Source organism: Parabacteroides sp. 20_3 (assembly GCF_964238835.1).
Taxonomy (GTDB): Bacteria; Bacteroidota; Bacteroidia; order Bacteroidales; family Tannerellaceae; genus Parabacteroides; species Parabacteroides distasonis.
This window is the reverse complement of sequence record NZ_CAXSNO010000007.1, coordinates 183,658-210,606: the sequence shown is the minus strand read 5'-3', so window position 1 is coordinate 210,606 and position 26,949 is coordinate 183,658. Positions and strand designations below refer to the sequence as shown.

The 26,949-nt window shown below is 44.3% G+C and carries 22 protein-coding genes and 1 tRNA gene; 7 read left to right on the top strand and 16 right to left on the bottom strand.

The features are described 5' to 3' along the window. Nucleotide 1: 1 nt before the first annotated feature. Nucleotides 2–1,993, bottom strand: a complete 1,992-nt coding sequence (locus tag ACESPU_RS15500; protein WP_122380460.1) for a sensor histidine kinase KdpD — start codon at nucleotides 1,991–1,993, stop codon at nucleotides 2–4. A 180-nt stretch (nucleotides 1,994–2,173) separates the two neighbouring features. Then, complete coding sequence (locus ACESPU_RS15495; protein ID WP_057326602.1) at nucleotides 2,174–4,795, bottom strand: valine--tRNA ligase; 2,622 nt, start codon at nucleotides 4,793–4,795, stop codon at nucleotides 2,174–2,176. A 367-nt stretch (nucleotides 4,796–5,162) separates the two neighbouring features. On the opposite strand from ACESPU_RS15495, the gene ACESPU_RS15490 reads away from it, so the two are divergent. From ACESPU_RS15490 to mazG, 3 genes are all read left to right on the top strand, one after another. Then, nucleotides 5,163–6,077 (top strand): RluA family pseudouridine synthase, encoded by a 915-nt coding sequence (locus ACESPU_RS15490; protein WP_122143981.1) that lies wholly within the window; start codon nucleotides 5,163–5,165, stop codon nucleotides 6,075–6,077. A 21-nt stretch (nucleotides 6,078–6,098) separates the two neighbouring features. Continuing rightward, nucleotides 6,099–8,186, top strand: a complete 2,088-nt coding sequence (locus ACESPU_RS15485; protein WP_122143982.1) for a cytochrome c biogenesis protein CcdA — start codon at nucleotides 6,099–6,101, stop codon at nucleotides 8,184–8,186. 70 nt (nucleotides 8,187–8,256) lie between these two features. After that, on the top strand, nucleotides 8,257–9,042 hold the full coding sequence (gene mazG / locus ACESPU_RS15480) for a nucleoside triphosphate pyrophosphohydrolase (protein ID WP_122143983.1): 786 nt from the start codon (nucleotides 8,257–8,259) through the stop codon (nucleotides 9,040–9,042). A 110-nt stretch (nucleotides 9,043–9,152) separates the two neighbouring features. On the opposite strand, the gene ACESPU_RS15475 is transcribed toward mazG, so the two are convergent. The 13 genes from ACESPU_RS15475 to ACESPU_RS15415 all read right to left on the bottom strand — a co-directional run bounded on the left by ACESPU_RS15475 (nucleotide 9,153) and on the right by ACESPU_RS15415 (nucleotide 21,534). Then, nucleotides 9,153–9,626 carry a hypothetical protein gene (locus tag ACESPU_RS15475; RefSeq protein ID WP_005858783.1) on the bottom strand — a complete coding sequence of 158 codons (474 nt, stop codon included), beginning with the start codon at nucleotides 9,624–9,626 and terminating at the stop codon, nucleotides 9,153–9,155. Between the two features lie 46 nt (nucleotides 9,627–9,672). Next, on the bottom strand, nucleotides 9,673–10,065 hold the full coding sequence (locus ACESPU_RS15470) for a hypothetical protein (RefSeq protein WP_286757059.1): 393 nt from the start codon (nucleotides 10,063–10,065) through the stop codon (nucleotides 9,673–9,675). A gap of 47 nt (nucleotides 10,066–10,112) precedes the next feature. Then, nucleotides 10,113–10,664 (bottom strand): RNA polymerase sigma factor, encoded by a 552-nt coding sequence (locus tag ACESPU_RS15465; RefSeq protein WP_008777938.1) that lies wholly within the window; start codon nucleotides 10,662–10,664, stop codon nucleotides 10,113–10,115. Nucleotides 10,665–10,682: 18 nt separating this feature from the next. Further along, a tRNA-Leu gene (locus tag ACESPU_RS15460) sits at nucleotides 10,683–10,766 on the bottom strand. Between the two features lie 143 nt (nucleotides 10,767–10,909). Then, complete coding sequence (groL, locus tag ACESPU_RS15455; RefSeq protein ID WP_005858786.1) at nucleotides 10,910–12,550, bottom strand: chaperonin GroEL; 1,641 nt, start codon at nucleotides 12,548–12,550, stop codon at nucleotides 10,910–10,912. A 41-nt stretch (nucleotides 12,551–12,591) separates the two neighbouring features. Next, nucleotides 12,592–12,861 (bottom strand): co-chaperone GroES, encoded by a 270-nt coding sequence (locus ACESPU_RS15450; RefSeq protein WP_005858788.1) that lies wholly within the window; start codon nucleotides 12,859–12,861, stop codon nucleotides 12,592–12,594. Nucleotides 12,862–13,049: 188 nt separating this feature from the next. Continuing rightward, the gene (locus ACESPU_RS15445; protein ID WP_158532362.1) at nucleotides 13,050–14,480 is read right to left on the bottom strand and encodes a glycoside hydrolase family 30 beta sandwich domain-containing protein; all 1,431 of its coding nucleotides are present in this window, start codon (nucleotides 14,478–14,480) and stop codon (nucleotides 13,050–13,052) included. Between the two features lie 134 nt (nucleotides 14,481–14,614). Beyond that, on the bottom strand, nucleotides 14,615–15,970 hold the full coding sequence (gene hisS / locus ACESPU_RS15440; protein ID WP_036618273.1) for a histidine--tRNA ligase: 1,356 nt from the start codon (nucleotides 15,968–15,970) through the stop codon (nucleotides 14,615–14,617). Between the two features lie 175 nt (nucleotides 15,971–16,145). Then, the gene (locus ACESPU_RS15435; RefSeq protein ID WP_005868492.1) at nucleotides 16,146–16,832 is read right to left on the bottom strand and encodes a zinc metallopeptidase; all 687 of its coding nucleotides are present in this window, start codon (nucleotides 16,830–16,832) and stop codon (nucleotides 16,146–16,148) included. Between the two features lie 120 nt (nucleotides 16,833–16,952). Beyond that, nucleotides 16,953–18,224, bottom strand: coding sequence for an adenylosuccinate synthase (locus ACESPU_RS15430; RefSeq protein WP_005858796.1), 1,272 nt, complete (start codon nucleotides 18,222–18,224; stop codon nucleotides 16,953–16,955). Between the two features lie 33 nt (nucleotides 18,225–18,257). Next, a complete protein-coding gene (locus tag ACESPU_RS15425; protein ID WP_048928169.1) occupies nucleotides 18,258–18,719 on the bottom strand; it encodes a Fur family transcriptional regulator in 462 nt (153 codons plus the stop codon). 55 nt (nucleotides 18,720–18,774) lie between these two features. Further along, a complete protein-coding gene (locus tag ACESPU_RS15420; RefSeq protein WP_048928168.1) occupies nucleotides 18,775–19,470 on the bottom strand; it encodes a DNA alkylation repair protein in 696 nt (231 codons plus the stop codon). A 3-nt stretch (nucleotides 19,471–19,473) separates the two neighbouring features. Then, on the bottom strand, nucleotides 19,474–21,534 hold the full coding sequence (locus ACESPU_RS15415) for a dihydrofolate reductase (protein WP_057326599.1): 2,061 nt from the start codon (nucleotides 21,532–21,534) through the stop codon (nucleotides 19,474–19,476). 170 nt (nucleotides 21,535–21,704) lie between these two features. Here ACESPU_RS15415 and mnmA point away from each other — a divergent pair, with 170 nt between their 5' ends. Beyond that, nucleotides 21,705–22,781, top strand: a complete 1,077-nt coding sequence (gene mnmA / locus ACESPU_RS15410; protein WP_005868490.1) for a tRNA 2-thiouridine(34) synthase MnmA — start codon at nucleotides 21,705–21,707, stop codon at nucleotides 22,779–22,781. A gap of 80 nt (nucleotides 22,782–22,861) precedes the next feature. Here mnmA and ACESPU_RS15405 read toward each other — a convergent pair whose 3' ends face one another. Continuing rightward, complete coding sequence (locus ACESPU_RS15405; RefSeq protein ID WP_008772599.1) at nucleotides 22,862–23,803, bottom strand: ribose-phosphate pyrophosphokinase; 942 nt, start codon at nucleotides 23,801–23,803, stop codon at nucleotides 22,862–22,864. Between the two features lie 701 nt (nucleotides 23,804–24,504). On the opposite strand from ACESPU_RS15405, the gene ACESPU_RS15400 reads away from it, so the two are divergent. From ACESPU_RS15400 to ACESPU_RS15390, 3 genes are read left to right on the top strand one after another with little or no spacing between them, the layout of a single operon-like run. Then, nucleotides 24,505–25,152 carry a DedA family protein gene (locus ACESPU_RS15400; protein WP_048928165.1) on the top strand — a complete coding sequence of 216 codons (648 nt, stop codon included), beginning with the start codon at nucleotides 24,505–24,507 and terminating at the stop codon, nucleotides 25,150–25,152. A gap of 52 nt (nucleotides 25,153–25,204) precedes the next feature. Further along, nucleotides 25,205–25,852, top strand: coding sequence for a DUF47 domain-containing protein (locus tag ACESPU_RS15395; RefSeq protein ID WP_008772601.1), 648 nt, complete (start codon nucleotides 25,205–25,207; stop codon nucleotides 25,850–25,852). A gap of 14 nt (nucleotides 25,853–25,866) precedes the next feature. Beyond that, nucleotides 25,867–26,886 carry an inorganic phosphate transporter gene (locus ACESPU_RS15390; protein ID WP_005868484.1) on the top strand — a complete coding sequence of 340 codons (1,020 nt, stop codon included), beginning with the start codon at nucleotides 25,867–25,869 and terminating at the stop codon, nucleotides 26,884–26,886. Nucleotides 26,887–26,949 lie beyond the last annotated feature (63 nt).

The window sequence follows — 26,949 nt, the reverse complement described above, 5'->3', positions numbered from 1 at the left end:
ACTACGAGCTTATCCTCGGCCGTATCAATGGCAAAGTCACATAGAAGACAGAGCCTTCACCTACCCTCGAAGTAACCCGGATATTTCCACCCATCTGTTCAACCAAGCCTTGGCAAATAGCGAGCCCCAAGCCAACCCCCTTACTCCAGTTATCCAATTGCACGAAACGGCTGAATATCGTATCGATCTTATCTTCCGGTATTCCTTCTCCACTATCTTGCACGAAGAACTCCACGGATAAAGCCGATCTCTTATATCCGAAACGAATAGATCCCTCTTGTGTATGCTTGATCGCATTCGTCAACAGATTTGTCAGGATTTGAGTCAGACGATTCCGGTCAGTCTCCATAACCAGCTCCTCACAATCATATAATTCAAGCTCCACCCCCTCATGCATACGCAATAGGATCATGCTATAAATCTCTTTCATCAAGGTAGGGATATCTTGGTCCTTATAAATGAGAGGCATCGAATTTGACTCGATCTTGGATAGGTCCAGGACATCCGCGATTAACCGCTGCAACAGCTCGTTATTATTCTGGATAATGTCCGCAAACTCTTGTCTTGTTTCCCGATCCTCCTCATCAACCAATACTTGTGAGAAACCGACAATGGCATTTAATGGAGTACGTATCTCATGATTCATATTGGCAAGGAAAGCCGATTTCAGACGATCGGCTTCCTCCGCCTTATCTTTTGCCTGTTTCAATTGCAATCCATATTTATGCCGTGAATAAGAAATATACCCCAAAGAGCAACAAACCAGCAACAATAGAACAAGCCCTCCACCCATCACCAATAATTTCGTACGTGAATGAGCCGCCTCCAATTCCATCTTCTTATTTGCCAATTCCAATTTATCCACGTCATGACGAGCTCGTAAATTCGCTAAATCATTATAAAATGCAGCATTAGTCACTGAATCCTTCAAACTGATATACTCGCGATACGCATCCGCAGCCTCCATTCCATGACCTGAATTATAGCATATTATGGCCTTATCCTTCATCAATCCCAATACGGATACCGCCCTCTTACGTTGTAAGCAATAATCAATTAACTCATTAGCCAATGCTTTCCCCCGCTCATAATCGCCCGATATCCGATAATAGAGTAAACGGATATTAGAAATCGAGAGATATTCATTCCTCATGTTACAGTCTTTAACCAACTTCTCTGCACGAACTAGATGGTAAGATGTGAGGGAGACATCTTTCTTATCAATACCCAGCAAGGCGTAACTACGGTGATAGAGATATTTAACATAATATAAAGGAGTATCTTCGTCTAATTCCTCTATTCCTTTTTCTTCGCATTCCACGATATACTCTTTCAATTTCTTTAAATAAAACAGTCTCTTCGATGCTTGGATATTTTCATTTTGTAAATGCCGGATAACGGTAATCCTTTTGGCCAATGGGGAATCCCTTTTCTCCATATCCAGGAAAACCTCCTCATACAAGGCGATTCCCTCCGCGTCAAATCCCGTACTGAAGTAAAAATCCGCCAGGGCTTGATTCGCCATATCGATACCATCCGGAAAATCAAGTTCGCTGGATAGATCTTTCAATGCCTGTACATTCTCTAGCACCCTTTCCTTCTCGCCATTACTCGATAAAGCGTAAATATACCATCCTTTAATCCGGCAAAGATCCTCATAACGTTTTTGGGCTAAATAAATAGGCTCGGCTTTCTTTATGAAAAAATGCATACTGTCTATATTCCGGGAATAATAATACCGGATGATCTGGAACAAAGCGTTGCCTTTATAAGTATCATCCTTACTCAACTCCGCCTCCTTGAGCAATCTATCCGCATAATATTTATAATCCAGCCCTTGTCCTTTATCACTAGCAAGTTCATCCAACTTCACAAGCCTGTCACCCGAAGGCATTTTTGCCAGCACACATTCCATGCTATCGATATCAGTGGCCGCAGTAGCTACAAATATTGGGGTAAGAGATAAATATATTATTAACAGTATGTTTCGCATTTAAAGTTTACAAAATAGACATCAATTAGTTAACGTGTGGCAAGTTAGTAAAATTTAGACAACAGCGTATCATTATTTACAAGTTTAATATTATAATTTTCAACTCAATCAACAAAAAAGCCTATATCAATCAAAGAAAGATTGATATAGGCTCTTATTTCAAAGAAACAGCTGTTCTCTTTATTTTGTCAAGGCGGCGATACTTTCCTCGATAGACTTAATCTTCAATTCGGCATCGGCTTGCTTTTTCTTCTCCATCTCGATTACTTTCGCCGGGGCTTTGCTTACGAAATTCTCATTGCCTAATTTCTTCATGACAGAAGTCAAGAAACCTTTTTGGTATTTCAATTCTTCTTGAAGCTTAGCCAACTCTTCTTCCACATTGATCAGATTGCCTAAAGGTACGGCATATTCAGTCGTACGTACCAAGAACGATACAGCGCCGGCCGCTTTCTCCTCTACCTTGGAGATGGAAGAGAGGTTACACATCTTAGCGATCACAGCGTTGAATGCCTCATTGTGCTCACCCACGATCTGCAATTCCAGCGCATCCTTATTCGGTATATTCTTTTGCAAACGAATTGTACGGACACCGCCAACGATCTCTTTCACGATCTCGAAAGCATCCAAATAAGCGCTATCCGCAACAGCTACTTCCGGCATTTGGGCAACCATCAAGCTCTCACCTTCCTTACGAGGCTCAAGGGCTTGCCATAATTCCTCGGTAATAAACGGCATGAAAGGATGAAGCAAACGAAGCAAGGCATCGAAGAAACCGAGTGTAGCCTCATAAGTAGCCTTGTCGATCGGCTGCTGATACCCCGGTTTTACCATCTCCAGATACCATGAGGAGAACTCATCCCAGAACAATTTATAGACAGCCATCATCGCCTCGCTCAGACGATATTTACTGAAAGAATCGTCTACCTCGGCGATTGTCTTATCCAGCTGCATCTTGAACCATTTCACGGCGATAGCGGAAGCCTCCGGCTGGGCGATCGTATCGTCTACCGTCCAGCCCTTCACCAAGCGGAAAGCGTTCCATATCTTATTATTGAAGTTACGTCCTTGCTCGCACAAAGCATCATCGAAAGGAATATCATTTCCGGCAGGAGCCGCGAGCATCAAGCCCATACGTACGCCGTCCGCACCGTATTGCTCGATCAATTGCAACGGATCGGGAGAGTTTCCTAAAGATTTGGACATCTTACGTCCCAGCTTATCGCGAACGATACCCGTAAAGTAGACGCTCTTAAACGGCATTTTCCCTCTGTACTCATAGCCGGCCATAATCATACGGGCTACCCAGAAGAAAATAATATCCGGTCCGGTTACCAAATCACTGGTCGGATAGTAATAATTGATTTCCTCATTATCCGGGTTATTGATACCGTCGAACAGGGAGATCGGCCACAGCCAAGAAGAGAACCAAGTATCCAATACGTCCTCGTCCTGACGCAAATCAGACATGGTCAGATTCGGGTTACCGCATTTCTCTTTCGCCAGTTCCAAAGCTTTCTCTTCCGTCTCGGCTACCACGTAACCGCCTTCCGGTAAGAAGTAAGCTGGGATACGGTGCCCCCACCAAAGCTGACGGCTGATACACCAGTCCTTGATATTCTCCATCCAATGGCGATAGGTATTCTTGAATTTCGGCGGATAGAACTTGATATCGTCGTTCATGACCGGCTCCAAGGCGATCTGGGCTAGATGTTCCATCTTCAAGAACCATTGCATAGACAATTTCGGTTCGATAGGCACGTTCGTACGCTCCGAGAAACCCACCTTGTTCTCGTAAGCCTCTACCTTCTCCAAAAGGTCAGCGTTACGCAAGTCTTCCTCGATTTGCTTGCGGACATCGAAACGATCCATGCCCACGTACAGGCCGGCGGCCTCGCTCAACGTACCGTTATCGTTGAATATATCGATAGAAGGCAAATTATATTTCTCGCCCAGCATATAGTCGTTTACATCGTGCGCAGGGGTCACTTTCAAACAGCCCGTACCAAACTCTATATCCACGTAATCATCCTCGATCACCGGAATCTCACGGCCTACCAGCGGAACGATCACTTTCTTTCCTCTCAGATGTTGGTTCTTCGGGTCGTTCGGGTTGATACACATCGCCGTATCTCCCATAATCGTCTCCGGACGGGTAGTGGCGACAATGGCGTATCCCTCCTCGCCTACGATCTTATAGCGAAGATAGTACAACTTACTATGCTCTTCCTTATAGATAACCTCCTCATCGGACAGGGCCGTCAACGCCTTCGGGTCCCAATTCACCATACGGACACCCCGGTAGATCAAACCTTTCTTATATAGATCGACAAAAACCTTGATAACGCTCTCCGAACGTTTCTCGTCCATCGTGAACGCCGTACGATCCCAATCGCAGGAAGCACCCAATTTACGAAGTTGCTTCAAGATAATGCCGCCATGCTCTTCTTTCCATTCCCAAGCATGCCGCAAAAACTCGTCGCGAGTCAGATCGGTCTTCTTGATTCCTTGCCCGGCCAAACGATTCACCACTTTCGCCTCCGTAGCGATCGAAGCATGGTCCGTACCCGGTACCCAACAAGCGTTCTTACCCATCATACGGGCACGGCGAACCAAGATATCTTGGATCGTATTGTTAAGCATATGTCCCATGTGCAATACGCCGGTGACGTTAGGGGGCGGGATTACAATCGTATACGGCTCACGGCCGTCTGGCTTTGACTTAAAGAAGCCGTTATCCAACCAATACTGATACCACTTCCCCTCTACTTCAGCGGGATTGTACTTACTAGCGATTTCCATATTTTTATAACTAATTAGTCTTTACACATTTCTCGATCCGCGAAAGTACAAAAAATATAGACAAAAAACGCTGAGCATCGGGAAATATAGTCGGCCGAGACAATAGGCATTCCCTGTCGGACACGCCACTATTCTACAAACCACGACGTGGTTTATACAGACCAAGCCGTGGATTGTACAGATCACGACGTGATTTATAAGGACCACGCCGCTATTTTGAAAATAGAGTGAATGGCAATTACTTTTACATCCGGGGATTTGAAGGTTTATTCCTATAACAAGCAAACTATTTATAACGGTTTTTCTATTCCACGCTATTGCAGTTTCGCGTAAATGCCTGTATCTTCGCGTACTATAAAAAATAGATATGAGAAAGCGATCTGAGTATAAAGGAGGGGATAATCGACGTAAACCCTCTAAAGAACGACAGGTAACGGTGGGTGAAAGTAACACTTTGCTACCTTTCCTGTTCGAGTTATTAAAAGAACAAAGCCGTTCATCCGTGAAAGGATTATTGAGCAGGGGACAGATCTCGGTAAACGGGAAAGTCACCCGGCAGTTCGATGCCCCGCTGAACCCTAACGATACGGTCGGGATCAACTATGGAAGAGGGAAGGTGGAATTCAACAATCCGTTACTTAGAATTGTTTGGGAAGATGATGACCTCATCGTGATCAACAAGCGGGAAGGTTTGCTATCCGTATCTACCGATCGTATCAAAGAGCGTACGGCCTACCGTATCCTGAGCGATTACTTGAAAGAATGCGACCCTCGCAACAAGATATTCGTCTTGCACCGTCTGGACCGAGACACATCGGGTATCATGATGTTCGCCAAGAACCAGAAGGTAAAAGAGCAACTACAGTCCAACTGGAGCGAGGCTATCACGCAACGGACCTACGTGGCCGTGATAGAGGGACGGCCGGAGAAAGACACGGATTTGATCGTATCCAACCTCGTGGAGAACAAGCATATGCAAGTGTACGTGACACAAGATGGTGACGGGAAGGAAGCGATCACACGCTACCGACTGTTACAAACGAACAATAGCTATTCGCTTCTGGAACTGGAACTGGAAACGGGACGTAAGAACCAAATCCGCGCCCAGATGCAATCTATCGGTCACCCGGTAGCCGGCGACACCAAATATGGAGCGGAGACGAATCCTGCGGGACGTTTGATGCTTCATGCCCGTAAACTCTGTTTTATCCACCCGGTAACGGGAGAGGAAATGCGTTTTGAGACCCGGATTCCGGAGATCTTTTCATCAACAGCAAAGTAACTTTAGCAATAAATAATAAAAATGAAGAAACTCATCAGTTCGATCATGCTGGCGCTATTAGCGCTGGTAGCGCAGGCACAAATACTTACGCCTGTCAAATGGAAAATTAAACTAGACGACAAGGGTGGCGCACCCGAGAAAGAGATCGTCTTTACCGCCACGGCGGACAAAGGTTGGCACCTGTATGACATGAACCTGCCGGAAGGAGGTCCTGTATCTACATCTTTCACATTCGAGACATTGAATGGAGCTGAACTGATTGGCCAACCGGTTCCTTCTGTAAAGCCGACCACGGTTTACGACGAGCAATTCGCCATGAACCTTCGTTGGTATCCGGGTACGGTATCGTTCATCCAAAAACTAAAAATTACCGATCCCGCTAAATTCAAGGTAGAGGGCGAGGTGGAATTTATGGCTTGTAATGACGAGACTTGCCTTCCCCCAGATCAAATACCTTTCTCTTTCGATAAGAAAAGTATCCATCTAGATCCAGCTCTGGCAGCTAACAGCTCGACTACAGAGGTGGATAAAGAGGACGCCACGGCCATACAGCCGGATACGCAAGTCGTAGCGGAAGATGCTAGCGAGTTGAACACTCCGGACCCTGCCGCTAAAGAGACACCGGCTATGACATCTCCCAAAGCGTCCGACAGCTTAACCGATAGCCCGAATCTTTGGTCTCCGGTGATCGACCAATTGAAAGCGTTCGGTGATTCTACGGTATCGGCGGCAGATACCTCTTGGTTATTCATCTTCTTCGCAGGTTTCTTAGGTGGTTTGATCGCCTTATTGACTCCTTGCGTTTGGCCGATGATCCCTATGACGGTTAGCTTCTTCCTGAAACGTACGAAAGATCGTAAGAAAGCGATTCGCGACGCTATCACCTATGGATTATCTATTATCGTAATCTATTTGGTTATGGGCTTGTTAATTACCGGTATCTTCGGAGCGAGCGCATTGAATGATTTATCAACGAACGCGATCTTTAATATCCTGTTCTTCTTGTTGCTGGTAGTATTCGCAGTCTCCTTCTTCGGAGCCTTCGAGCTGGTATTACCTGCGTCATGGACCAGTAAATTGGATAGCAAGGCCGATTCAACGACCGGTATATTGAGTATTTTCTTTATGTCGTTTACGTTGGTATTGGTATCTTTCTCTTGTACGGGTCCGATTATCGGAACCTTGTTGGTACAGGCAGCTTCTATGGGTACGGCGGTAGGACCGGCTATCGGTATGTTTGGTTTCGCCTTGGCGTTATCCATCCCGTTCAGTGTCTTCGCCATCTTCCCGAATATGCTGCAAAGTATGCCGAAATCCGGCGGATGGTTGAATTCAGTGAAGGTCGTATTGGGCTTCTTGGAGTTGGCATTGGCTTTGAAGTTCCTTTCCGTAGCGGACTTAGCGTATGGTTGGCGTTTACTAGACCGTGAGGCTTTTATCGTGCTTTGGATCGTGATCTTCAGCTTATTGGGTGTTTATTTATTAGGAAAGATCAAGTTTAGCCATGATAGCGAAGTAAAATATGTATCTGTTCCTCGTCTGTTTATGGCGATTATCTCTTTCGCTTTCGCCATTTACATGGTTCCGGGACTTTGGGGCGCTCCGTTAAAGGCGATCAGCGCATTCGCTCCTCCGTTGTATACACAAGATTTCAATCTATACAAAAACGAGGTACACGCCGCATTCGACGATTATGAATCCGGTATGGCTTATGCCAAGAAGGTAAATAAACCCGTCATGATCGACTTCTCCGGTTTCGGTTGCGTAAACTGCCGTAAGATGGAGGCTTCCGTTTGGACGGATCCTAAGGTGAAGCAAATGCTAGAAAATGATTACGTGCTAATCACTCTCATGGTAGACGATAAGACGAAACTCCCGCAACCCATCGAGATCCAAGAGAACGGAAAGACTCGTAAGCTGAAGACGATCGGTGATAAATGGAGTTATTTGCAACGAAGCAAGTTCGGTTCTAACGCCCAGCCATTCTACATCTTATTGAATGACGAGGGACAGCCGCTCGGACCTTCATACGCATTCAATGAGGATGTTTCCAAATACATCCAGTTCCTTCAAAACGGATTGAAAGAATTCAAGAAAGAACAACAATAAAACACATACAGAGGGCAGGGTAGAACCCGGCCCTCTTTCTTTTACAATCATTATCGAATAAGTAAATAATATGGCAACTAGAGAAGAGAAGATGGAAGCCTTCGGGCAATTACTCGACATTCTGGATGAATTACGAGTAAAATGCCCATGGGATCGTAAACAGACAAACGAGAGCCTCCGCACGAATACGATCGAGGAAACCTATGAATTATGCGAGGCCCTGATGCGTGAGGATAACACAAACATAAAAAAGGAATTAGGAGACCTGTTATTGCACATCGTCTTTTACTCCAAGATCGGCGAGGAAAAAGAAGCTTTCGATATCAAGGATGTCTGCGACAGCCTTTGCCAGAAACTGATTTACCGCCATCCACACGTATTCGGAGATACCTCCGCCGATACCGCCCAAAAGGTAGAGCAAAGCTGGGAGCAGCTTAAATTGAAAGAAAGGGGGGGTAACAAAACCGTGCTGGAAGGTGTTCCCGCTTCCCTCCCATCCGTAGTAAAAGCGCATCGTATCCAAGATAAGGCCCGTAACGTAGGTTTCGACTGGGAACAACGGGATCAAGTATGGGATAAGGTACAGGAGGAATTTAATGAGTTGAAAACCGAGATAGACAGGATGGACGCAGATAAGATGGAAGCTGAGTTCGGAGATCTCTTCTTTAGCTTGATCAACGCTGCCCGCCTATACAAAATAAACCCGGACAACGCATTGGAACGCACGAACCAGAAGTTTATCCGCCGTTTTAATTATCTGGAGGAACATACGATCCAAGAAGGTCGTTCCTTGAAAGATATGACATTGGAGGAAATGGATCAACTGTGGAATGAGGCCAAGGCCAAAGGCTTATAAAGCAAGGATAAGGGCAAAACAAAAGGGGAACCGACATCACGTCGCCACCCCTCCCTTAACTTAAACGCCAAAACTAAATCTAAACAAAAAACACAAATAATGATAATATTTTACTTTTTCTGTTTCTCTTCCTTCTTGTTGTCCCGACCACTCTTCATAAAATTCCGGACAAACTTATATTCCGCATTTCGGTATTTATAGACCTTTTCGGGAGAAAGTATCTTCTTGAATCTCTCAAAATACTCTTTTTCCAACTGTGCCTCTTTTATCTCAACATCCAGACATTCGTCTATCACTTTGTTATAATCAGCATCTGTCGGATTCTCCTTATGTCGAATTTCTTTTGATAACTTACGACATTCACGACCTACCTCAAATTTTTTCTGTCGCAACTCATTGCATAAAGGAATAAATTGTGCAGCTTCCTCAGGTGTAAGGCCAACTTCAGCCGTAATAAAAGCATTCCGCCTTGCTTCGAATGCTTCTCTATCAAAATGTCTTTGCTCTTTCTTCTCTTGTGCCGTAGCATTGAAAGAGAGTAGAACCGAAATCGCTACAAATGTAATGAAAAATATTTTATTCATACAAGTATTATTACAAAAATCTTCGATAAAATTACTATTTTAAACTTTATTCAGAATAGGAAAGTTCCTCTTCTAAAAGATAATTAGCGTATTGAGCTTCCAAATACTCCAAATACTCCTCATCTTCTTCCGCTTCAATAGCGTCTAAAGCCGTTGTCGGGACTTCCGTCCGGACCAGTAAAGAATCAGACGCAGTACTACCATCGGAACCGTTTATTCCCACGATAGCCTTGAAAAACAAACCAAGACCAGCGAATACCGCAGCCATGTACAACCACGGACGAACACGATCCATCAAGGAAATCCGTTTCGCCCTCTCCTCCGGCTTCTCGGGGAGCTGACTCATGATCCGCTCCGTAAGCCCTTCCATATACCCTTCCGGTACAGTGAAAGGATTAGTTCCTTTCAAGCGATCTAGGTTGTTTTCTTCTTTTTTCATACTTTTTCTCTTTTTATATTGCTTTGACAGCGATTCGGGCAAAAGGTTTAAACCTCTTTTGTTAAAAACTCCTCGATTTTTTTCACCGCATGATGATACGAGGCCTTCAAAGCCCCGACAGAGGTACCTAGTATCTCGGACATCTCCTCGTACTTCATCTCCTCGTTATACTTCATATTGAAAACCAAGCGTTGTTTCTCCGGCAAGGTAAGAATAGCGTTTTGCAATCTTACCTGTATCTCGTCACCATCGAAGTATTCATCACCTTTCAAACGATCCAGCAAAAAGGTATCCGCATCGTCGATAGATACGTTATTCATATTTCGCTGTTTATTCAGGAAAGTAATGCACTCGTTGATCGCGATCTTATAAAGCCATGTAGATAATTTGGCCTCACCACGAAAAAGCTCGATGTTCGTCCAAGCTTTCAAAAATGTATTTTGGAGTAAGTCGTTCGCATCCTCATGATCCAGTACCATCTTTCGTATATGCCAATACAACTTCTCGCCATACAAGCTTACGACCTTGGCGAAGGCCTCACGTTGTCGGGCCGGGTCCCGGAGCTGTACTACAATTTCGTCTTCTGTATAGGATTGCATTTTTTCTATTTTGGGAAGTGCCCAGAACAGGACTCGAACCTGCACGATCGCAAAACCACTCGCACCTGAAACGAGCGCGTCTACCAATTCCGCCACCTGGGCTTTTTTTAATCATTCTGAAGCGCAACCTATCGGTATTGCGCATACAAAGGTAATCGTTTTTTCCAATTAGCAAGCAAATGAAAATAAAAAAAGCGACCGTCCCTTCCGGAACGGCCGCCCATATCATTAATCACGGGAGTCGATTACATCATACCGCCCATTCCGCCACCCATACCCGGGTTCATCGGAGGCATAGCCGGAGTCTCTTCTTTCTTCTCTGCGATCACACACTCTGTAGTCAAGAACATACCAGCGATAGAAGCAGCGTTCTCCAATGCTACGCGAGTTACCTTAGCCGGGTCGATTACACCAGCCTCGCACAAATTCTCGAAACAGTCCTTACGAGCGTTGTAACCGAAGTCGCCCTTGCCTTCCTTCACTTTCTGAACGATAACGGCACCTTCCTTACCAGCGTTAGCTACGATCTGGCGAAGCGGCTCCTCGATAGCGCGCTTAACGATCTCGATACCTGTAGTCTCGTCCTCGTTGTCGCCCTTCATACCTTCCAATGCATCGATAGCACGGATATAGGCAACACCACCACCGGGCACCGTACCTTCTTCGATAGCGGCACGAGTTGCGTGTAATGCGTCATCCACACGGTCTTTCTTCTCTTTCATCTCAACCTCAGAAGGAGCACCTACGTAAAGAACAGCTACACCGCCGGCCATCTTAGCCAAACGCTCTTGCAATTTCTCTTTATCATAATCAGATGTCGTATTCTCCATCTGGATCTTGATCTGGCCGATACGAGCTTGGATAGCCTCCTTGTCACCAGCACCATTTACAATGGTAGTGGTATCTTTGTCTACCGTGATCTTCTCAGCGGTACCTAGCATATCCATTGTAGCACCTTCCAATTTCAAACCTTTCTCCTCAGAGATAACCGTACCGCCTGTCAATACAGCGATATCTTCCAACATAGCCTTACGACGGTCGCCGAAGCCCGGAGCCTTAACAGCGCAGATCTTCAAGGAACCACGCAGACGATTCACTACCAATGTAGCCAAAGCCTCGCTGTCGATATCCTCAGCGATGATCAAAAGAGGACGTCCGCTCTGTACGGTCGGCTCAAGGATAGGAAGAAGGTCTTTTAATACGGAGATCTTCTTGTCATAAATCAAGATATACGGATTCTCCATCTGGCACTCCATCTTCTCTGTATCCGTTACGAAGTACGGAGAGATATAACCGCGGTCGAACTGCATACCCTCAACTACGTCAACTGTAGTTTCAGTACCTTTAGCTTCCTCAACCGTGATAACACCTTCAGTCTTCACACGTTGCATAGCCTCCGCGATCAACTTACCGATAGCCTCGTCACCATTTGCGGAGATCTTCGCTACATGCTCGATCTTCTCGAACTTATCACCTACAGCCTCAGCTTGGTTAGCGATGCTCTCTACAACCTTAGCGACAGCCTTGTCGATACCACGTTTCAAATCCATCGGGTTCGCTCCGGCAGTAACGTTCTTTAAACCGACACCAATGATAGACTGAGCCAAAACCGTAGCTGTAGTCGTACCGTCACCGGCGTTATCGTTTGTCTTGGAAGCCACTTCCTTAACCAATTGAGCACCCATGTTCTCGAACGGGCAAGTCAATTCCACTTCTTTAGCAACCGTTACACCATCTTTCGTGATGTGAGGAGCTCCGAATTTCTTCTCGATAATTACGTTACGACCTTTCGGGCCTAATGTTACCTTAACGGCATTAGCCAACTCATCCACACCTTTCTTCAAAAGGTCGCGGGCATCCATATCGTATTTAATCTCTTTTGCCATGATTGTATTTCTTTTTTAATATTGTTGTTTATAAAAATGAATTAGATAATAGCTAAAACGTCTGCTTGGCGCATGATCAAGTATTTCTCACCGTCTAGTTCGATTTCCGTACCCGCATACTTACCATACAATACGTTATCACCAACCTTTACAACCATCTCCTCGTCTTTCGTTCCGTTACCTACGGCTACAATCTCACCCTTTAAAGGTTTTTCCTTTGCTGAGTCAGGAATAATAATTCCACCTAATGTTTTCTCTTCCGCAGCGGCCGGCTTAATCAGCACGCGGTCTGCTAATGGTCTAATGTTCATTTTCTTGGTATTTTAAATGTTAATAATATTACTTTTTTAGTTATGAACTTTATGTTCACGCCTAAGCCTATGCGAATAGTGTGCCAAACGAATTCACCCGGGTTCGACTGACAATATTTCGGACGAAATGGACAAATATCCGAAGAGATAACTGACAACTTGTCTTTTTGCATCTCTCAAAAGGATAATCAATCGACCAGCAGCGTATTCATGGAATATGCTTTTACGATCGGAGTATAGACTCGATCGCCGATGCGAATGGAAAGAGAATGATCATCACTGGTCTCATTGGCGATAATCAAGGCGATACTGTTATCCGGGTTACGGAATGCCAGCAGATTCGTATAAGCTCCTTCCGTTTCTAATTTATACGCACCGGGCTGGACATAATGGCTGACATGTTTCATCACGTAGTATTCCGGAGTATATCGATAGCTCTTGGTTTGCGGATCTACGACAACCAATGAGTTTTGCTCCCATCCCCAACGACTGATCCCTCCATTTTCCAAAGATATATTCCAATACATATAGGCAGAAACGCCATTATCCAGAAAATGTCGCATCAACCCCCAAGAATACATGGCACCCTTCCAATCGTTCTTGCCATCTCCACATTCTTGCTCGGTTTGGTAAAGCTTCAACCCGGGATAACGTTTGTGGATTCCGGCGATAGCTCCCTTACCCGCCCATTGGAAACCGACACCTTTTACATATTTACCACTAACAGGATCTGTCAATACCGTATCAACAAGCGACTCATTCGCTCGTTCCATCGTGCCGAACATAATTTCCACTCCTTGAACCTGCATGGCCGGCCCGAGATAATTACCGATAAAATTAGCCAAAGAAGCCGATGTCCAACAACAACTCGGGAATATTTGCGCAGAGTTGAACTCGTTTTGGGGCATTACGGCAAAGATTGGAATTCCTTGTTTCTTATAGGCCTCGATAAATTTAGAGAAATAGAGGGCATAGGTTTTCAGGTAAAGAGGGTCTTGGATAAACATATCCGTACCTTCATGGCCGACCTTATCGGCCGGCAAACCATTTCGATACTTCTCGTCATAATTCTCACCCGTATAGGCAGAGGCATAGTGTTTGTTATATTTCATCCAAGCTGGAGGGCACCACGGGGAAGCCCACAAGCGTAAATCTGGTTGATACTTTTGGGCGTTCTTGATAAAAGGGATCAAGGTTTGTTGGTCATTGGCGATGGTAAAATGTTCCATCGTGAAATCACCATCTACCTCGTCATACGAATACCAATCACGGGAGAAATCATTTGCTCCTACAGGCATCCGGCAAATCGTGAAGTTGGCTCCGACTCCGGGGAAGAAAAGCTCTTCCATGATTTCCTCACGTACACTTGGCTCCAGCTTACTCAAGGAAAGCCAACCTAATTCATTAAAACAGGCTCCGAAACCATCAATTTGTTGTTGATGCTTTTCTGTTAGAATTGTTATATCAATATTAGGTATCGTATCCGCAAGGGCGGAGATCAGATCGGGTTGCTCAGCCCAAGGGGTATTCTCGGTTGTTGTTACCCACTCGGCACGGGGGGTGAAAGAGCAGGAAGAAAAGTATAAAGATATTGAGAGTATAAAAACAGGTATTTTCATGGTCGTTTCATTAATTTATAAGTTTAGAACCATTTAAACACGGACTACACGGATGACACGGAACACACGGTATTAGTATTTATCCGTGTGTTCCGTGTCATCCGTGTAGTCCGTGTTCCATAATCCACTATTCTCTAAAAGCGTTCTATCAACTCCTCGATAGTCACAAGGGTTTGCTCACCCGTGAGCATATTCTTTAAGTTGATTTTATTCTCGGCCATCTCATTCTCTCCTACTATCGCGACAAACGGGATTTTCTTAGCGTCCGCATATCCCATTTGCTTTTTCATTTTAGTAGACTCAGGATATAGCTCCGTACGAATCCCCGCCTTGCGAACCTTAGCGATCAACGGCAATAAATGAATCTCCTCTTTCTGTCCGAAGTTCACGAATAGAAGCTGTGTAGTCTTCAAAGACCCTTCCGGATATAAATCCAATTGGTTCAATACATCAAAGATACGATCAGCGCCGAAAGAGAAACCGACACCAGATACGCCTTCCATGCCAAATACCCCTGTCAGGTTGTCATAACGACCACCACCCGTGATACTACCGATCTGTACGTCCAAGGCTTTCACCTCGAAAATCGCACCTGTATAATAGTTTAAGCCACGAGCCAATGTCAGATCAAGCTCTAATTCCGCACGAATTGGCGTATGAGAGATACGCTCCAAGATAAAATCCAATTCGGCTACACCTTTCAAACCAGTCTCAGACGCAGATAATACCTCTTTCAAGGTAGCGATCTTTTCTTGATTTGAACCCTGCAGCATAATGATCGGCTGCAAACGCTCGATCGCCTCCTCGGGTAAACCCTTGGAACGAAGCTCTTCATTCACGTTGTCCAAGCCAATCTTATCCAGCTTGTCGATAGCTACCGTAATGTCTACGATCTTATCCGCCTCACCTATGATTTCGGCAATACCGGAAAGGATCTTACGATTGTTCATCTTGATACACACACGAATGCCAAAGCGATGGAACACCTCGTCCATAATCTGGATCAGTTCCACCTCATTGATCAAGGAATCAGAACCCACAACGTCGCCATCACATTGGTAGAACTCCCGGTAACGTCCCTTTTGCGGACGATCGGCACGCCAAACCGGTTGGATCTGGTAACGTTTGAACGGAAAACTGATCTCATTACGATGTTGTACCACGTAACGGGCGAACGGAACGGTCAAATCATAACGCAAGCCTTTCTCACAAGCCTTAGCAGCAAATCTCAACGGGTTCTTTTCCATTAACTCCTCATCTGAGATGCCCGCGAAACAATCTCCGGAATTCAATATCTTGAAAAGGAGCTTATCCCCTTCCTCACCATATTTCCCCATCAATGTAGAAAGGTTTTCCATGGCAGGAGTCTCTATTTGCTGGAAGCCATACAAGTGAAATACTTCACGGATCGTGTTGAATATATAATTACGTTTCGCCATTTCCTCCGGCGAAAAATCCCGGGTACCTTTGGGTATGGAAGGTTTTTGCATGATCTTATGTTTTAAATGATTATTCTGTCCGCAAAGGTAATGTTTTTGCTCGAAATAAATAAGAAAATAACAATGCCCACTGTAAGGAGCTTACAATCGCAGTTATAAGCATCTTACAATGGGCATTCTAACATCTTTATAATGGGCATTCGAGGAAAGCCTCCTCCGAGACTTATCAATCCCTGCTTCTTCCCCCCAAGAATATCATTATATAATATAATAATGTAGCAAGCGAACCTAACGCTGCGACCACGTACGTATAAGCGGCGGAACGTAAAGCGTCCTCTGCCTTATCATGCGTATAAGCATTTGTTATACCGGCATTGCTCAACCACGCTAAAGCACGTTGGCTGGCATTGATCTCGACCGGAAGCGTGATAAAGCTAAATAGCGTAGTCGTAGCGAACAAGATTATACCGAATAACAATAGCTGAGGAAACGTATGCAATAATAACATACCACCCAGCAACACCCATGTCATGATATTAGAGGCGAAACTAACAACCGGAACCAAAGCCGAACGCATTCTCAACGGAGCGTAAGCGGTAGCATGCTGCACAGCGTGACCGCACTCATGGGCGGCAACCGCAGCGGCGGCGATACTATTGCTATAATAAACCGACTCACTCAAGTTCACCGTCTGGTTAGCGGGATTGTAATGGTCCGTCAGATGTCCGGGTGTAGAAATCACCTTTACATCATAGATACCATTGTCATGCAACATCTTCTCAGCGACATCTTTTCCTGTCATGCCATTCGGCATAGGGATTTTCGAATACTTCTCAAACTTGCCCTGAAGGCGGGATGACACCAGCCAACTCAATAGCGCAAATCCAATAAATATAATCCAATACATACTCATAAATTTCTATCTTATTTAGTTTTATAAAACAACGACAAAAAGTTTGCCAAAGACAAAAATGGCAGGAGACACCCCTTGAGGAATGTGGTCTTCTGCCATTTTGTACGATTTATAACGAGTTTATTCTTCTGTATATCTGACAATCGTCTGTTCACGATCCGGTCCTACGGAAACGATCTTCACAGGCACACCCAGTTCTTCCTCCAAGAAAGAAAGGTAAGCGTTGAACTCCTCCGGGAACTCGTCCTCGCTCTGCATCTTCGTCATGTCCGTCTTCCAACCCGGTAATTCCACGTATACAGGTTCGATCGTATCATCGATCTCATACGGGAACTCATTAGTCTCGACACCATTCATCTTATAAGCCACGCAAGCCTTGATCGTATCGAAGGTATCCAACACATCACTCTTCATCATGATCAATTGGCTTACACCGTTGATCATCACGGCATATTTCAAGGCTACCAAATCAATCCAGCCACAACGACGTTTACGTCCCGTAACCGCACCGAACTCATGGCCTAATTGACCGATCTTATCTCCCACCTCATCAAACAACTCGGTCGGGAACGGACCGCTACCTACACGTGTACAATAAGCCTTGAAGATTCCATATACCTCACCGATATTCCGGGGAGAAACACCCAGTCCCGTACAACATCCGGCACAGATCGTGTTAGAGGAAGTCACGAATGGATAAGAACCGAAGTCTATATCCAGCATCGTACCTTGAGCGCCTTCCGCCAAGACCGACTTACCTTCCTTCAAATAGTTATTGATGACATGCTCGCTATCTATCAATTTGAATTGTTTAAGGTAGTTCAAGGCCTCCATCCATTGAGCCTCCATCTCGGTTATATCATATTCATAGTTCAATGAACGCAAGATCGCTTCATGTTTTGCTTTAGCGGCCGCATATTTCTCTTCGAAGTTATGCAATAAATCGCCCACACGAACACCGTTACGGCTAATCTTATCCGTATAAGTCGGGCCGATACCCTTTCCTGTCGTACCGATCTTTCCGGAACCTTTTGCGGCCTCATAAGCGGCATCCAAGATCCGGTGAGTAGGTAAAATTAGGTGAGCTTTCTTAGAGATATAAAGCTGCTTGGTGATATCGTGACCACTCGCTGCCAATGATTCCGCTTCCTGCTTGAACAATAACGGGTCCAGAACGACACCGTTACCGATTACGTTTATTTTTCCACCTTGGAAAATACCGGAAGGAATCGAACGTAACACATACTTTTCCCCGTTAAACTCCAATGTATGTCCGGCATTAGGGCCTCCTTGAAAACGAGTTACCACATCGTAATTCGGAGTCAGCACATCGACAACCTTGCCTTTGCCCTCGTCGCCCCATTGCAATCCTAACAAAACGTCTACTTTCATCTTTTCTATATTTATTATAGGCTATTAATATTCTTATTTAACTGACCTTTGCTGCTTAAACTTGCATTTACTGCACAGGCCATAAATGTACAAACAATAATACTCCGGCGTAAAACGAGAAACTTTCAAGTTTCTCATATCCGCTTTCAACGCACTGTTTCGCAGCTCCCGGATGGCCCCGCATCTCGTACAAACCAAATGCAAATGCGTATCGGCATAAATCCTCAACTCATATTGCACCGACTGGACGGTTATTTGATGACGCACCACCAAACCGGCATCAACCAGTACATCCAACGTATTATAGAGTGTTGCCTTACTGACATGGAAGTTGTCTTGCTCCAACCGATCCGAAAGCATACACACATCAAAATGACCGGGAAAAGCACATATTTCCTTGAATATAGTATATCTCTCCTCGGTTTTCCGCAGTTTCTTCTCCGTTAGATATTCGGTAAACAACGCACGTATTTCCGTATAAACTTTCGCTTCCATCTCCTAAAGACCGCACAAACGACAAAGTTAGCGCATTTATTTTAAACGCAAAGCCTTACCGATAATATTCAAACTCGAATTTTAATTCATTATAGATTTCTTGTAATTCCGGCGTGTTTCCCACAGCCTCCTGAAATTCCTTGAAACCGTCTAGGATCCTTTCCGCATTCCCCTCGGATTGACGCCCATAAAACTTCATGGCTTGAATAGACGCTTGTTTCTCTTTCAGCGTAGACTTAAAATCCTTAGTCTCCGCTAAGCTGCTTAAGGTTTCTACCAAAAAAGATCCTAAAACCACAGAAGACAAGCTACCACCTCGCTTGAAATTCTCGGTCCAAGTAAGAAAGGCGACCGTGCGAGCGAACTCATTTTTCTTATCAGCAACCAGATCTAACGTGAAGTCCTCCATATAAGGCAGATGAACGAACAAGTTCCGGCAACAATGCTCCGCGATCTCCAAATAAGGAATCTCCTTGACCCAACGTTTCGCTTCCTCCAAAGGCAACTTCTCGGCGGGTTGGAGAAAGGTCGCCAATATCTTAAACTCACGAATATCTTCTTTCCATAGAGCCGCCGCCAGTTCTCCATTCGGTTTATGCTTGCGGGCGATTTCTTTTATTTCGGGGTACGGAACCCCGAAATTTAACTTATATACGATACCTTTCTCACGCATACTCGTAGAAATCACCCCGTTCATCGCCAAACGAAGTTGCTTGCGGATCTCCCTTATCTCGTCTTGTAAACTTTCCATCTATTAATTATTATAAGTCGGCAAGAAAGAATAATCACGGCCATAACGAAGCATCTGATCTGTATAACCTTCCGTGTAGTCCAAGACAATATCAGTAACCTCACCGTTAGAGTTCTTTACCTCTTTCATCACAGGATTGACAAAACCTTTATAGGGAGCCAAGTTTAACTTAGCATAGCGCTCCAAGACCTCCGCATGCAGCTCCGGATCTACTTTCACGCCGTATCCTTCAACAAGATTCTTTCCGGCCGCATAGTCACCCTCACTCTTGATACGTTGAATCTCAGCAAGCAATGTCCCAAACAACTCACGTAACCTCGGATAGTCATTCACAACCACATAGGTCTTGCCATCCCGTTTTTTCAGTTCGATCACATTCGCTTCCTTCCCTTTCTCGTAAGCCCACTTAGCGATCAACTGGCGGTTACGCATATGCGCCTCTTCTACATTCTTGCCTAGCTCGATGCGAACCAACTGGGTCATCAAGCCATTCATTATATATTTATAGTATTCCGATTTATAAGCCTCGCCGTCCGGAAGCAATCCCAGCTCCACCAGCTTCGGATCTGCCAAATAATACAGGCCAAACAAATCCGCACGGGTTTCCTCCAGTGTAGAGCTATAGGCTTTCAGCGCATCCGGGTCCGTGTTTTCCAGCAATTTACCGGAACCATGTCCCAGACACTCATGTAAATCCGTATGTAGATTATCCGTTAAGAAACCGTACTGTTTCATACCGTTCCGCTCCACGTCACTCCATACAAACTCTTCGCTAAAGCCATTTCCCTGAGATGCCTTATCATAAGCCTCCGTGATATTCTCTATCGTAACAGACTTCGAGCCATGATCTCGACGAATCCAATCCGCATTTGGCAAATTGATACCGATCGGGGTAGCCGGATAGCAATCACCTCCCAACATAGATACCGTGATTACCTTAGCACTGACTCCTTTCACCTTCTCCTTCTTGAAACGCTTATCTACCGGAGAATGATCCTCAAACCATTGCGCATTATCACTGATGATTTTCGTACGCTTAGTCGCCTCCTTATTCGTAAAATTTACGGTAGACTCCCAGCTTGCTTTCATTCCTAACGGATCCCCATAAGTCTCGATAAAGCCATTCACGAAATCCACCTCCGAAGCTGTATCCTCTACCCAAAGGATCGAATAAGCATCGAACGTCTTCAAATCGCCCGTTTGATAATATTCGATCAATTTCCCAATGATCGCTTTCTGCGTATCATTCTCGGCGAAAGGCAAGGCTTGTCGCAATTGATCTACGATTTTTTCTATTGCGGCGGAATAAAGCCCTCCTACTTTCCAAACCTTTTCAACGACCGTACCGTTCTCTTTTACCAAACGGCTATTCAACCCGTAAGAAATCGGGGAAATGGTATCCTTTCCCATTTTCATTTGCGCATAGAAGTCCTCTACCTCTTTTTGACTGATGCCTCCCCCGTAATAATTATTAGAAGATGCTTTGATCAGATCACCGTCACCGCTTTGTACGCTACGCTTTGGCATAACGCCCGGATCAAAGATTACCGGAGCGATCTCGATCATGAACTGATCCACGTTTTGATTCTCACGAAGAGGTAACTTCTTAGCGTCGATTTGGTGAATACAATCCATCAAGAACTCAGGAGAAAACCCCGGGGCAAACTTGTCCAAGGCATAATGATGATGGATACCACTGGAGAACCACACCCGTTTCAAATAGGTTTCCAAAGCCTTGAATTGAGGGTCCTCCCGATCTCCCTTATAATTCGTATAAATAGCCTCCAGTGTCCTGCGGATCGCCAGATTATAGCGTCCATTCTGATCGAAGAATATATCACGTCCCATCAAGGCCGCTTCGGAAAGATGATATAATAGTTGCTTTTGTCGCAAGGACAGGGATTCGAAACCCGGAACTTTATAGCGAAGAATCTCCAGATCAGCGAACTGATCCACTACATAATTGAACTCCTTATCGGAATTTTGAGATGCCGTATCCGACTGTTGGCCTGTACAAGCCGTCATAACCATAGCTGTCATAAGCGATAACATTATTTTTTTCATATCTTACTACGATTTGCTTTTCCTATAATATATTACATCTAAAGTACATAGTTTGAAGGCCCGCATTCCAATAAGGGCCAACCGCAAAGATAGAGAATATACAGTCAATATCAAAGGTTTGAGATTTTTTCTCTACTTTTGTAAGTTCAAAAGCAAAGACAAAAAAGAGAATGGAAATAGCGGCATTAGTTTCAGGAGGAGTAGACAGCTCTGTCGTAGTGCATCAACTCAAAGAGGCAGGATACGATCCGACCATCTTCTATATCCGTATCGGTATGGAAGACAAGGATGGCTATATCGATTGCCCGGCGGAAGAGGATATCGAGATCACCTCATATATCGCCCGCAAGTATGGATGCCGGTTCGAGATCGTCTCCTTACACGACGAGTATTGGGATCGGGTGGTAAGCTATACGATCGAATCTGTCAAACGCGGTCTTACCCCTAACCCGGATATGATGTGTAATAAATATATCAAGTTCGGTTGTTTCGAGGAAAAATGGGGCAAGGATTTCGATAAGATCGCTACCGGTCATTATGCCACGACCACGGAGATAGACGGCAAAATATGGCTTTCTACCGCCAAGGACCCGGTAAAAGATCAGACTGATTTCTTAGGGCAAATCACCCGCCTACAGATACAGAAACTCATGTTTCCGATCGGGCATTTAATGAAAAGCGAGGTACGTGCCATCGCCGAGGCCCAGAAATTGCCGAGCGCCAAGCGTAAGGATAGCCAAGGCATTTGCTTCTTAGGCAAGATTAACTACAACGACTTTATAGAGCGTTATTTAGGGAAACGCCCGGGAAAAATCGTGGAACTAGAGACAGGTAAGGTCTTGGGTAAACACAATGGATATTGGTTCCATACGATCGGCCAGCGTAAGGGATTGGGATTAAGTGGCGGCCCTTGGTTCGTTATCCAAAAAGACATTAAGCGAAATATCATTTATGTCTCCAACGGCTACGACCCGGAAACGCAATATGGTAAGGTGATCAATATGCAAGGCTTCGATTTCATCACGGAAGATCCATGGGGAGAATTTGAGGGTGAGAAAGAAATCACTTTCAAGATCCGTCATACCCCGGAATTTACGCATGGCTACATCCGTCGTATCGGAGATCTATATCGTGTAGAATCCGACGAAAAGATTCAAGGTATCGCTCCTGGCCAATACAGTGTAATCTACGACAAAGACCATCACTTATGTCTGGGCAGCGGCATGATTATTGATGAGACCAAGTAACACATATTCAGATTTATTCTAAATAAAAAACGGTCGCCTCCAAAAGGAAGCGACCGTTTTTATTTTTCTATCTTATTCTATTAAATAGCATATAAAGAGCTGATAGACTCACCACTACATACACGACGGATCGCCTCTGCAAACATGTCAGCGACAGATAACACCTTTACTTTCTCGCATTTCTTAGCGTAAGGAATAGAATCCGTAAAGATCATTTCCGTTAAAGCGGACTGATCTACACGAGTAGAAGCCGGATCAGACATCACAGCGTGGCTGGCGATAGCACGAACAGACTTCGCACCATTCTCCAACATCAAGTTCGCGGCTTTCGTAATTGTTCCGGCCGTATCCACCATGTCATCAACCAAAAGGACATCCAAGCCCGTCACATCACCGATAATACGCATCTCGGCCACCTCATTGGCACGCAAACGAGATTTGTGGCAAATGACCATCGGCAAGCCTAAATACTTAGAATAGCTGCTGGCACGTTTCGTACCACCAACATCCGGAGTCGCGATACACAAGTTATCCAAAGGCAAAGACGTCTTGATATAATCCAAGAATACGGAAGAAGCATATAAGTGATCCACCGGCACATTAAAGAATCCTTGGATCTGATCCGCATGAAGGTCCATCGTAATCAAACGATTGATACCTGCCGTGCTCAACATATCAGCGATCAACTTAGCGCCAATAGAAACACGAGGCTTATCCTTTCTATCCTGACGAGCCCAACCGAAGTAAGGGACTACAGCGATGATTGAATGTGCGGAAGCACGTTTAGCCGCATCAATCATCAGAAGCAACTCCATCAGATTGTCTGAATTAGGGAATGTAGATTGTACTAAGAATACATCTCTACCGCGGATAGACTCTTCATAAGAAACAGAGAACTCACCATCGGCAAAGTGCTGGATATTCATCTGTCCCAGAGGACAACCTAAACTGTTGCAAATTTTCTCTGCAAGATACCGGGAGTTCGTTCCCGAAAACACCAAGAAAGGAGTTTGTGCACTCATTATTCCGAATATTTATCTTAAAGTGAATAGATTTGAATTGTGCCGCAAAAGTACAAAACTTATTTACAATAACCTCTTTATATTTGGAAAACTTTCTATATTTGCAACCGCAATGATGAAGTATTTACTCTATTTCTTCGTATTGGTAAGTGTATTTCTGACTTCGGGTTCTTCATCAACTCCCGAGAACCAACAGAAATACAAGGATATTTACACCATGTACTCTCCGAATGAAGACAAGACGGAATACAATATCCCCCAAACAGATATCGAACGATACGAAAAAAAGCTATACAACGGAAAACAAAGCTATAAGATGGAAGATGGCTATATCAAGGCTTCTTCACTATTCCGCAGCACCTCCACATCAAAAAACTCAAGGACAAACCTATCCTCATCCGCGGAAAGGATCGTACGGTTTATAAAAACTCAATATCCTAAAGAAAGACAAACATTCATTTCATTTTGTATAAATCCCCTTAAATTCTCCTATGGGTACTATATCTATACCCTAAGACGTATTCTCATTTAAACTCTCTTTCCCCCTTATTTCCATCAAAAAAGTAGAAGATAGCACTTTAATGTCTGCTTTCTCACTATTCTTATTTTCTAGATTTCTCAAAGGGAACAGAATAAACATCTATTTTGTTTTCTTATTGGGTCATATAGGATAGTTCTTATCAATTAATAATCAATCTAAAATGGAATTTTTATTAGACTTCATCTTACATATCGATCAGCATATGATCGAGATCGTACAAGAATATCATACTTGGGCCTACGCGATATTATTCCTAATCATTTTTTGTGAAACGGGATTGGTAGTCACCCCATTCTTGCCCGGGGATTCCCTCTTGTTCGTCGCCGGAGCGATAACAGCGTTACCCGGTATGCCTCTAGAGATAAATCTCTTAGCCTTGATATTATTCGCGGCGGCAGTATTGGGAGACTCCTGTAATTATATGATAGGTCATTTTTTCGGTCGTAAACTATTTAACAATCCCAACTCCAAGATATTCAAGAAAAGCCATTTGGACAAAACGCATGAGTTCTACAAAAAATATGGAGGCAAAACCATAATCATCGCCCGATTCGTACCGATTGTCCGTACTTTCGCTCCCTTTGTAGCCGGAATGGGTAAAATGCATCATTACTATTTCATGATCTACAACCTGATAGGCGGCGCTTTCTGGGTGCTGCTTTTCTGCTATACGGGATACTTTTTCGGAGATCTTCCTTTCGTACAGCAGAACCTCAAGATATTGATCATAGCAATTATATTCATATCCATACTTCCTGCCGTAATAGAGGTAGTACGGGCAAAACTAAAAGCACGGAAACAGAGATAACAAACTTTCATTCAACAACCAAGTATTTAAAAACGATTTAATATATACATGTATGAAAAATTCTTTTTTTAGTCGATTCACCCCCAAAGAACCCAAGTTCTTTCCACTCTTAAAGCAATTGTCTGAAATATTATCCGCCTCTTCCAGCATTCTGGTAGAAAGCTTACGACATGATTCTCCTACGGAAAGAGCTAATTATTATAAGCTAATCAAGGATAGGGAACGGGAGGGGGACAAACTGACCCATCTGATCTTTGATGAACTAGGAACGACATTTATAACCCCCTTCGATCGGGAAGACATTCACGACTTAGCCTCATCCATAGATGATGTTATTGATGGAATAAACAGTTCCGCCAAACGTATTACCATCTATAACCCACGCCCCATCTCTGATAGCGGAAAAGAATTGAGTTTACTCATTCAACAAGAGGCGCACTATATCAGCAAAGCGATGGATGAACTCGAGACTTTTCGCAAGAAACCGACTACGTTACGTGATTACTGTACCAAGCTACATGACATAGAAAACCAAGCGGACGACGTATATGAGCTTTTTATCACGAAGCTTTTCGAGGAAGAAAAAGATAGTATAGAGCTTATCAAAATCAAAGAAATCATGCATGAGTTGGAAAAGACAACGGATGCTGCCGAACATGTCGGTAAAATATTAAGGAACTTGATCGTAAAGTACGCATAAAACAGGGCTATATTATGGAATTATTAGTGATTATCATCATTCTGTCTCTGATATTCGATTATATCAATGGCTTTCATGATGCGGCAAATTCGATAGCGACCATTGTATCGACCAAGGTCCTTACCCCTTTTCAGGCTGTAATATGGGCAGCATTCTTTAATTTCGTCGCATTTTTCATCGCTAAGTATATAATCGGGGGATTCGGTATCGCCAATACCGTATCAAAAACCGTAGTAGAGCAGTATATCACATTACCGATTATCCTGTCCGGGGTAATCGCCGCTATCGCATGGAACCTGTTCACTTGGTGGAAAGGCATTCCTTCCTCTTCTTCCCACACCCTTATCGGAGGATTCGCCGGAGCGGCTATCATGGCACACGGCTTTGAAGCGATCCAATTGAACATTATCCTAAAAATAGCGGCTTTCATTTTCCTTGCTCCCTTCATAGGCATGATTGTCGCTTTCGGGTTTACCTTATTAGTGCTTCATATGTGCAAAAGAGTGCACCCTCATACGGCAGAGGTATGGTTCAAGAAACTCCAACTCGTATCTTCCGCCTTATTCAGTATCGGGCATGGATTGAATGATTCCCAAAAAGTGATGGGTATTATCGCCGCGGCCCTAATCGCAGCCCACTCCGAAGGATTGGGAATGGGGATAAATAGTATTTCCGATTTACCCGACTGGGTAGCGTTCTCTTGTTTCACCGCTATCTCACTTGGAACCATGTCCGGTGGCTGGAAAATAGTAAAGACAATGGGTACTAAAATCACGAAGGTAACCCCCTTGGAAGGGGTTATCGCTGAGACAGCCGGTGCCTTCACTTTGTACCTTACGGAGTTTCTGAAGATCCCAGTCAGTACCACGCATACAATTACAGGGGCTATTATCGGAGTTGGTGCGACCAAACGTCTTTCAGCCGTTCGTTGGGGAGTAACTCAAAGCTTGATGACCGCATGGGTTCTTACGATCCCGGTAAGTGGGCTTTTAGCAGCTGGCATTTATTATATGGCTTCCCTTCTTTTCATTTAAATCAAAGAAAAAAGTCATCTAGCTTCATCGGGCAAGTATGTTAAGTTACTTTGCCATTTCACT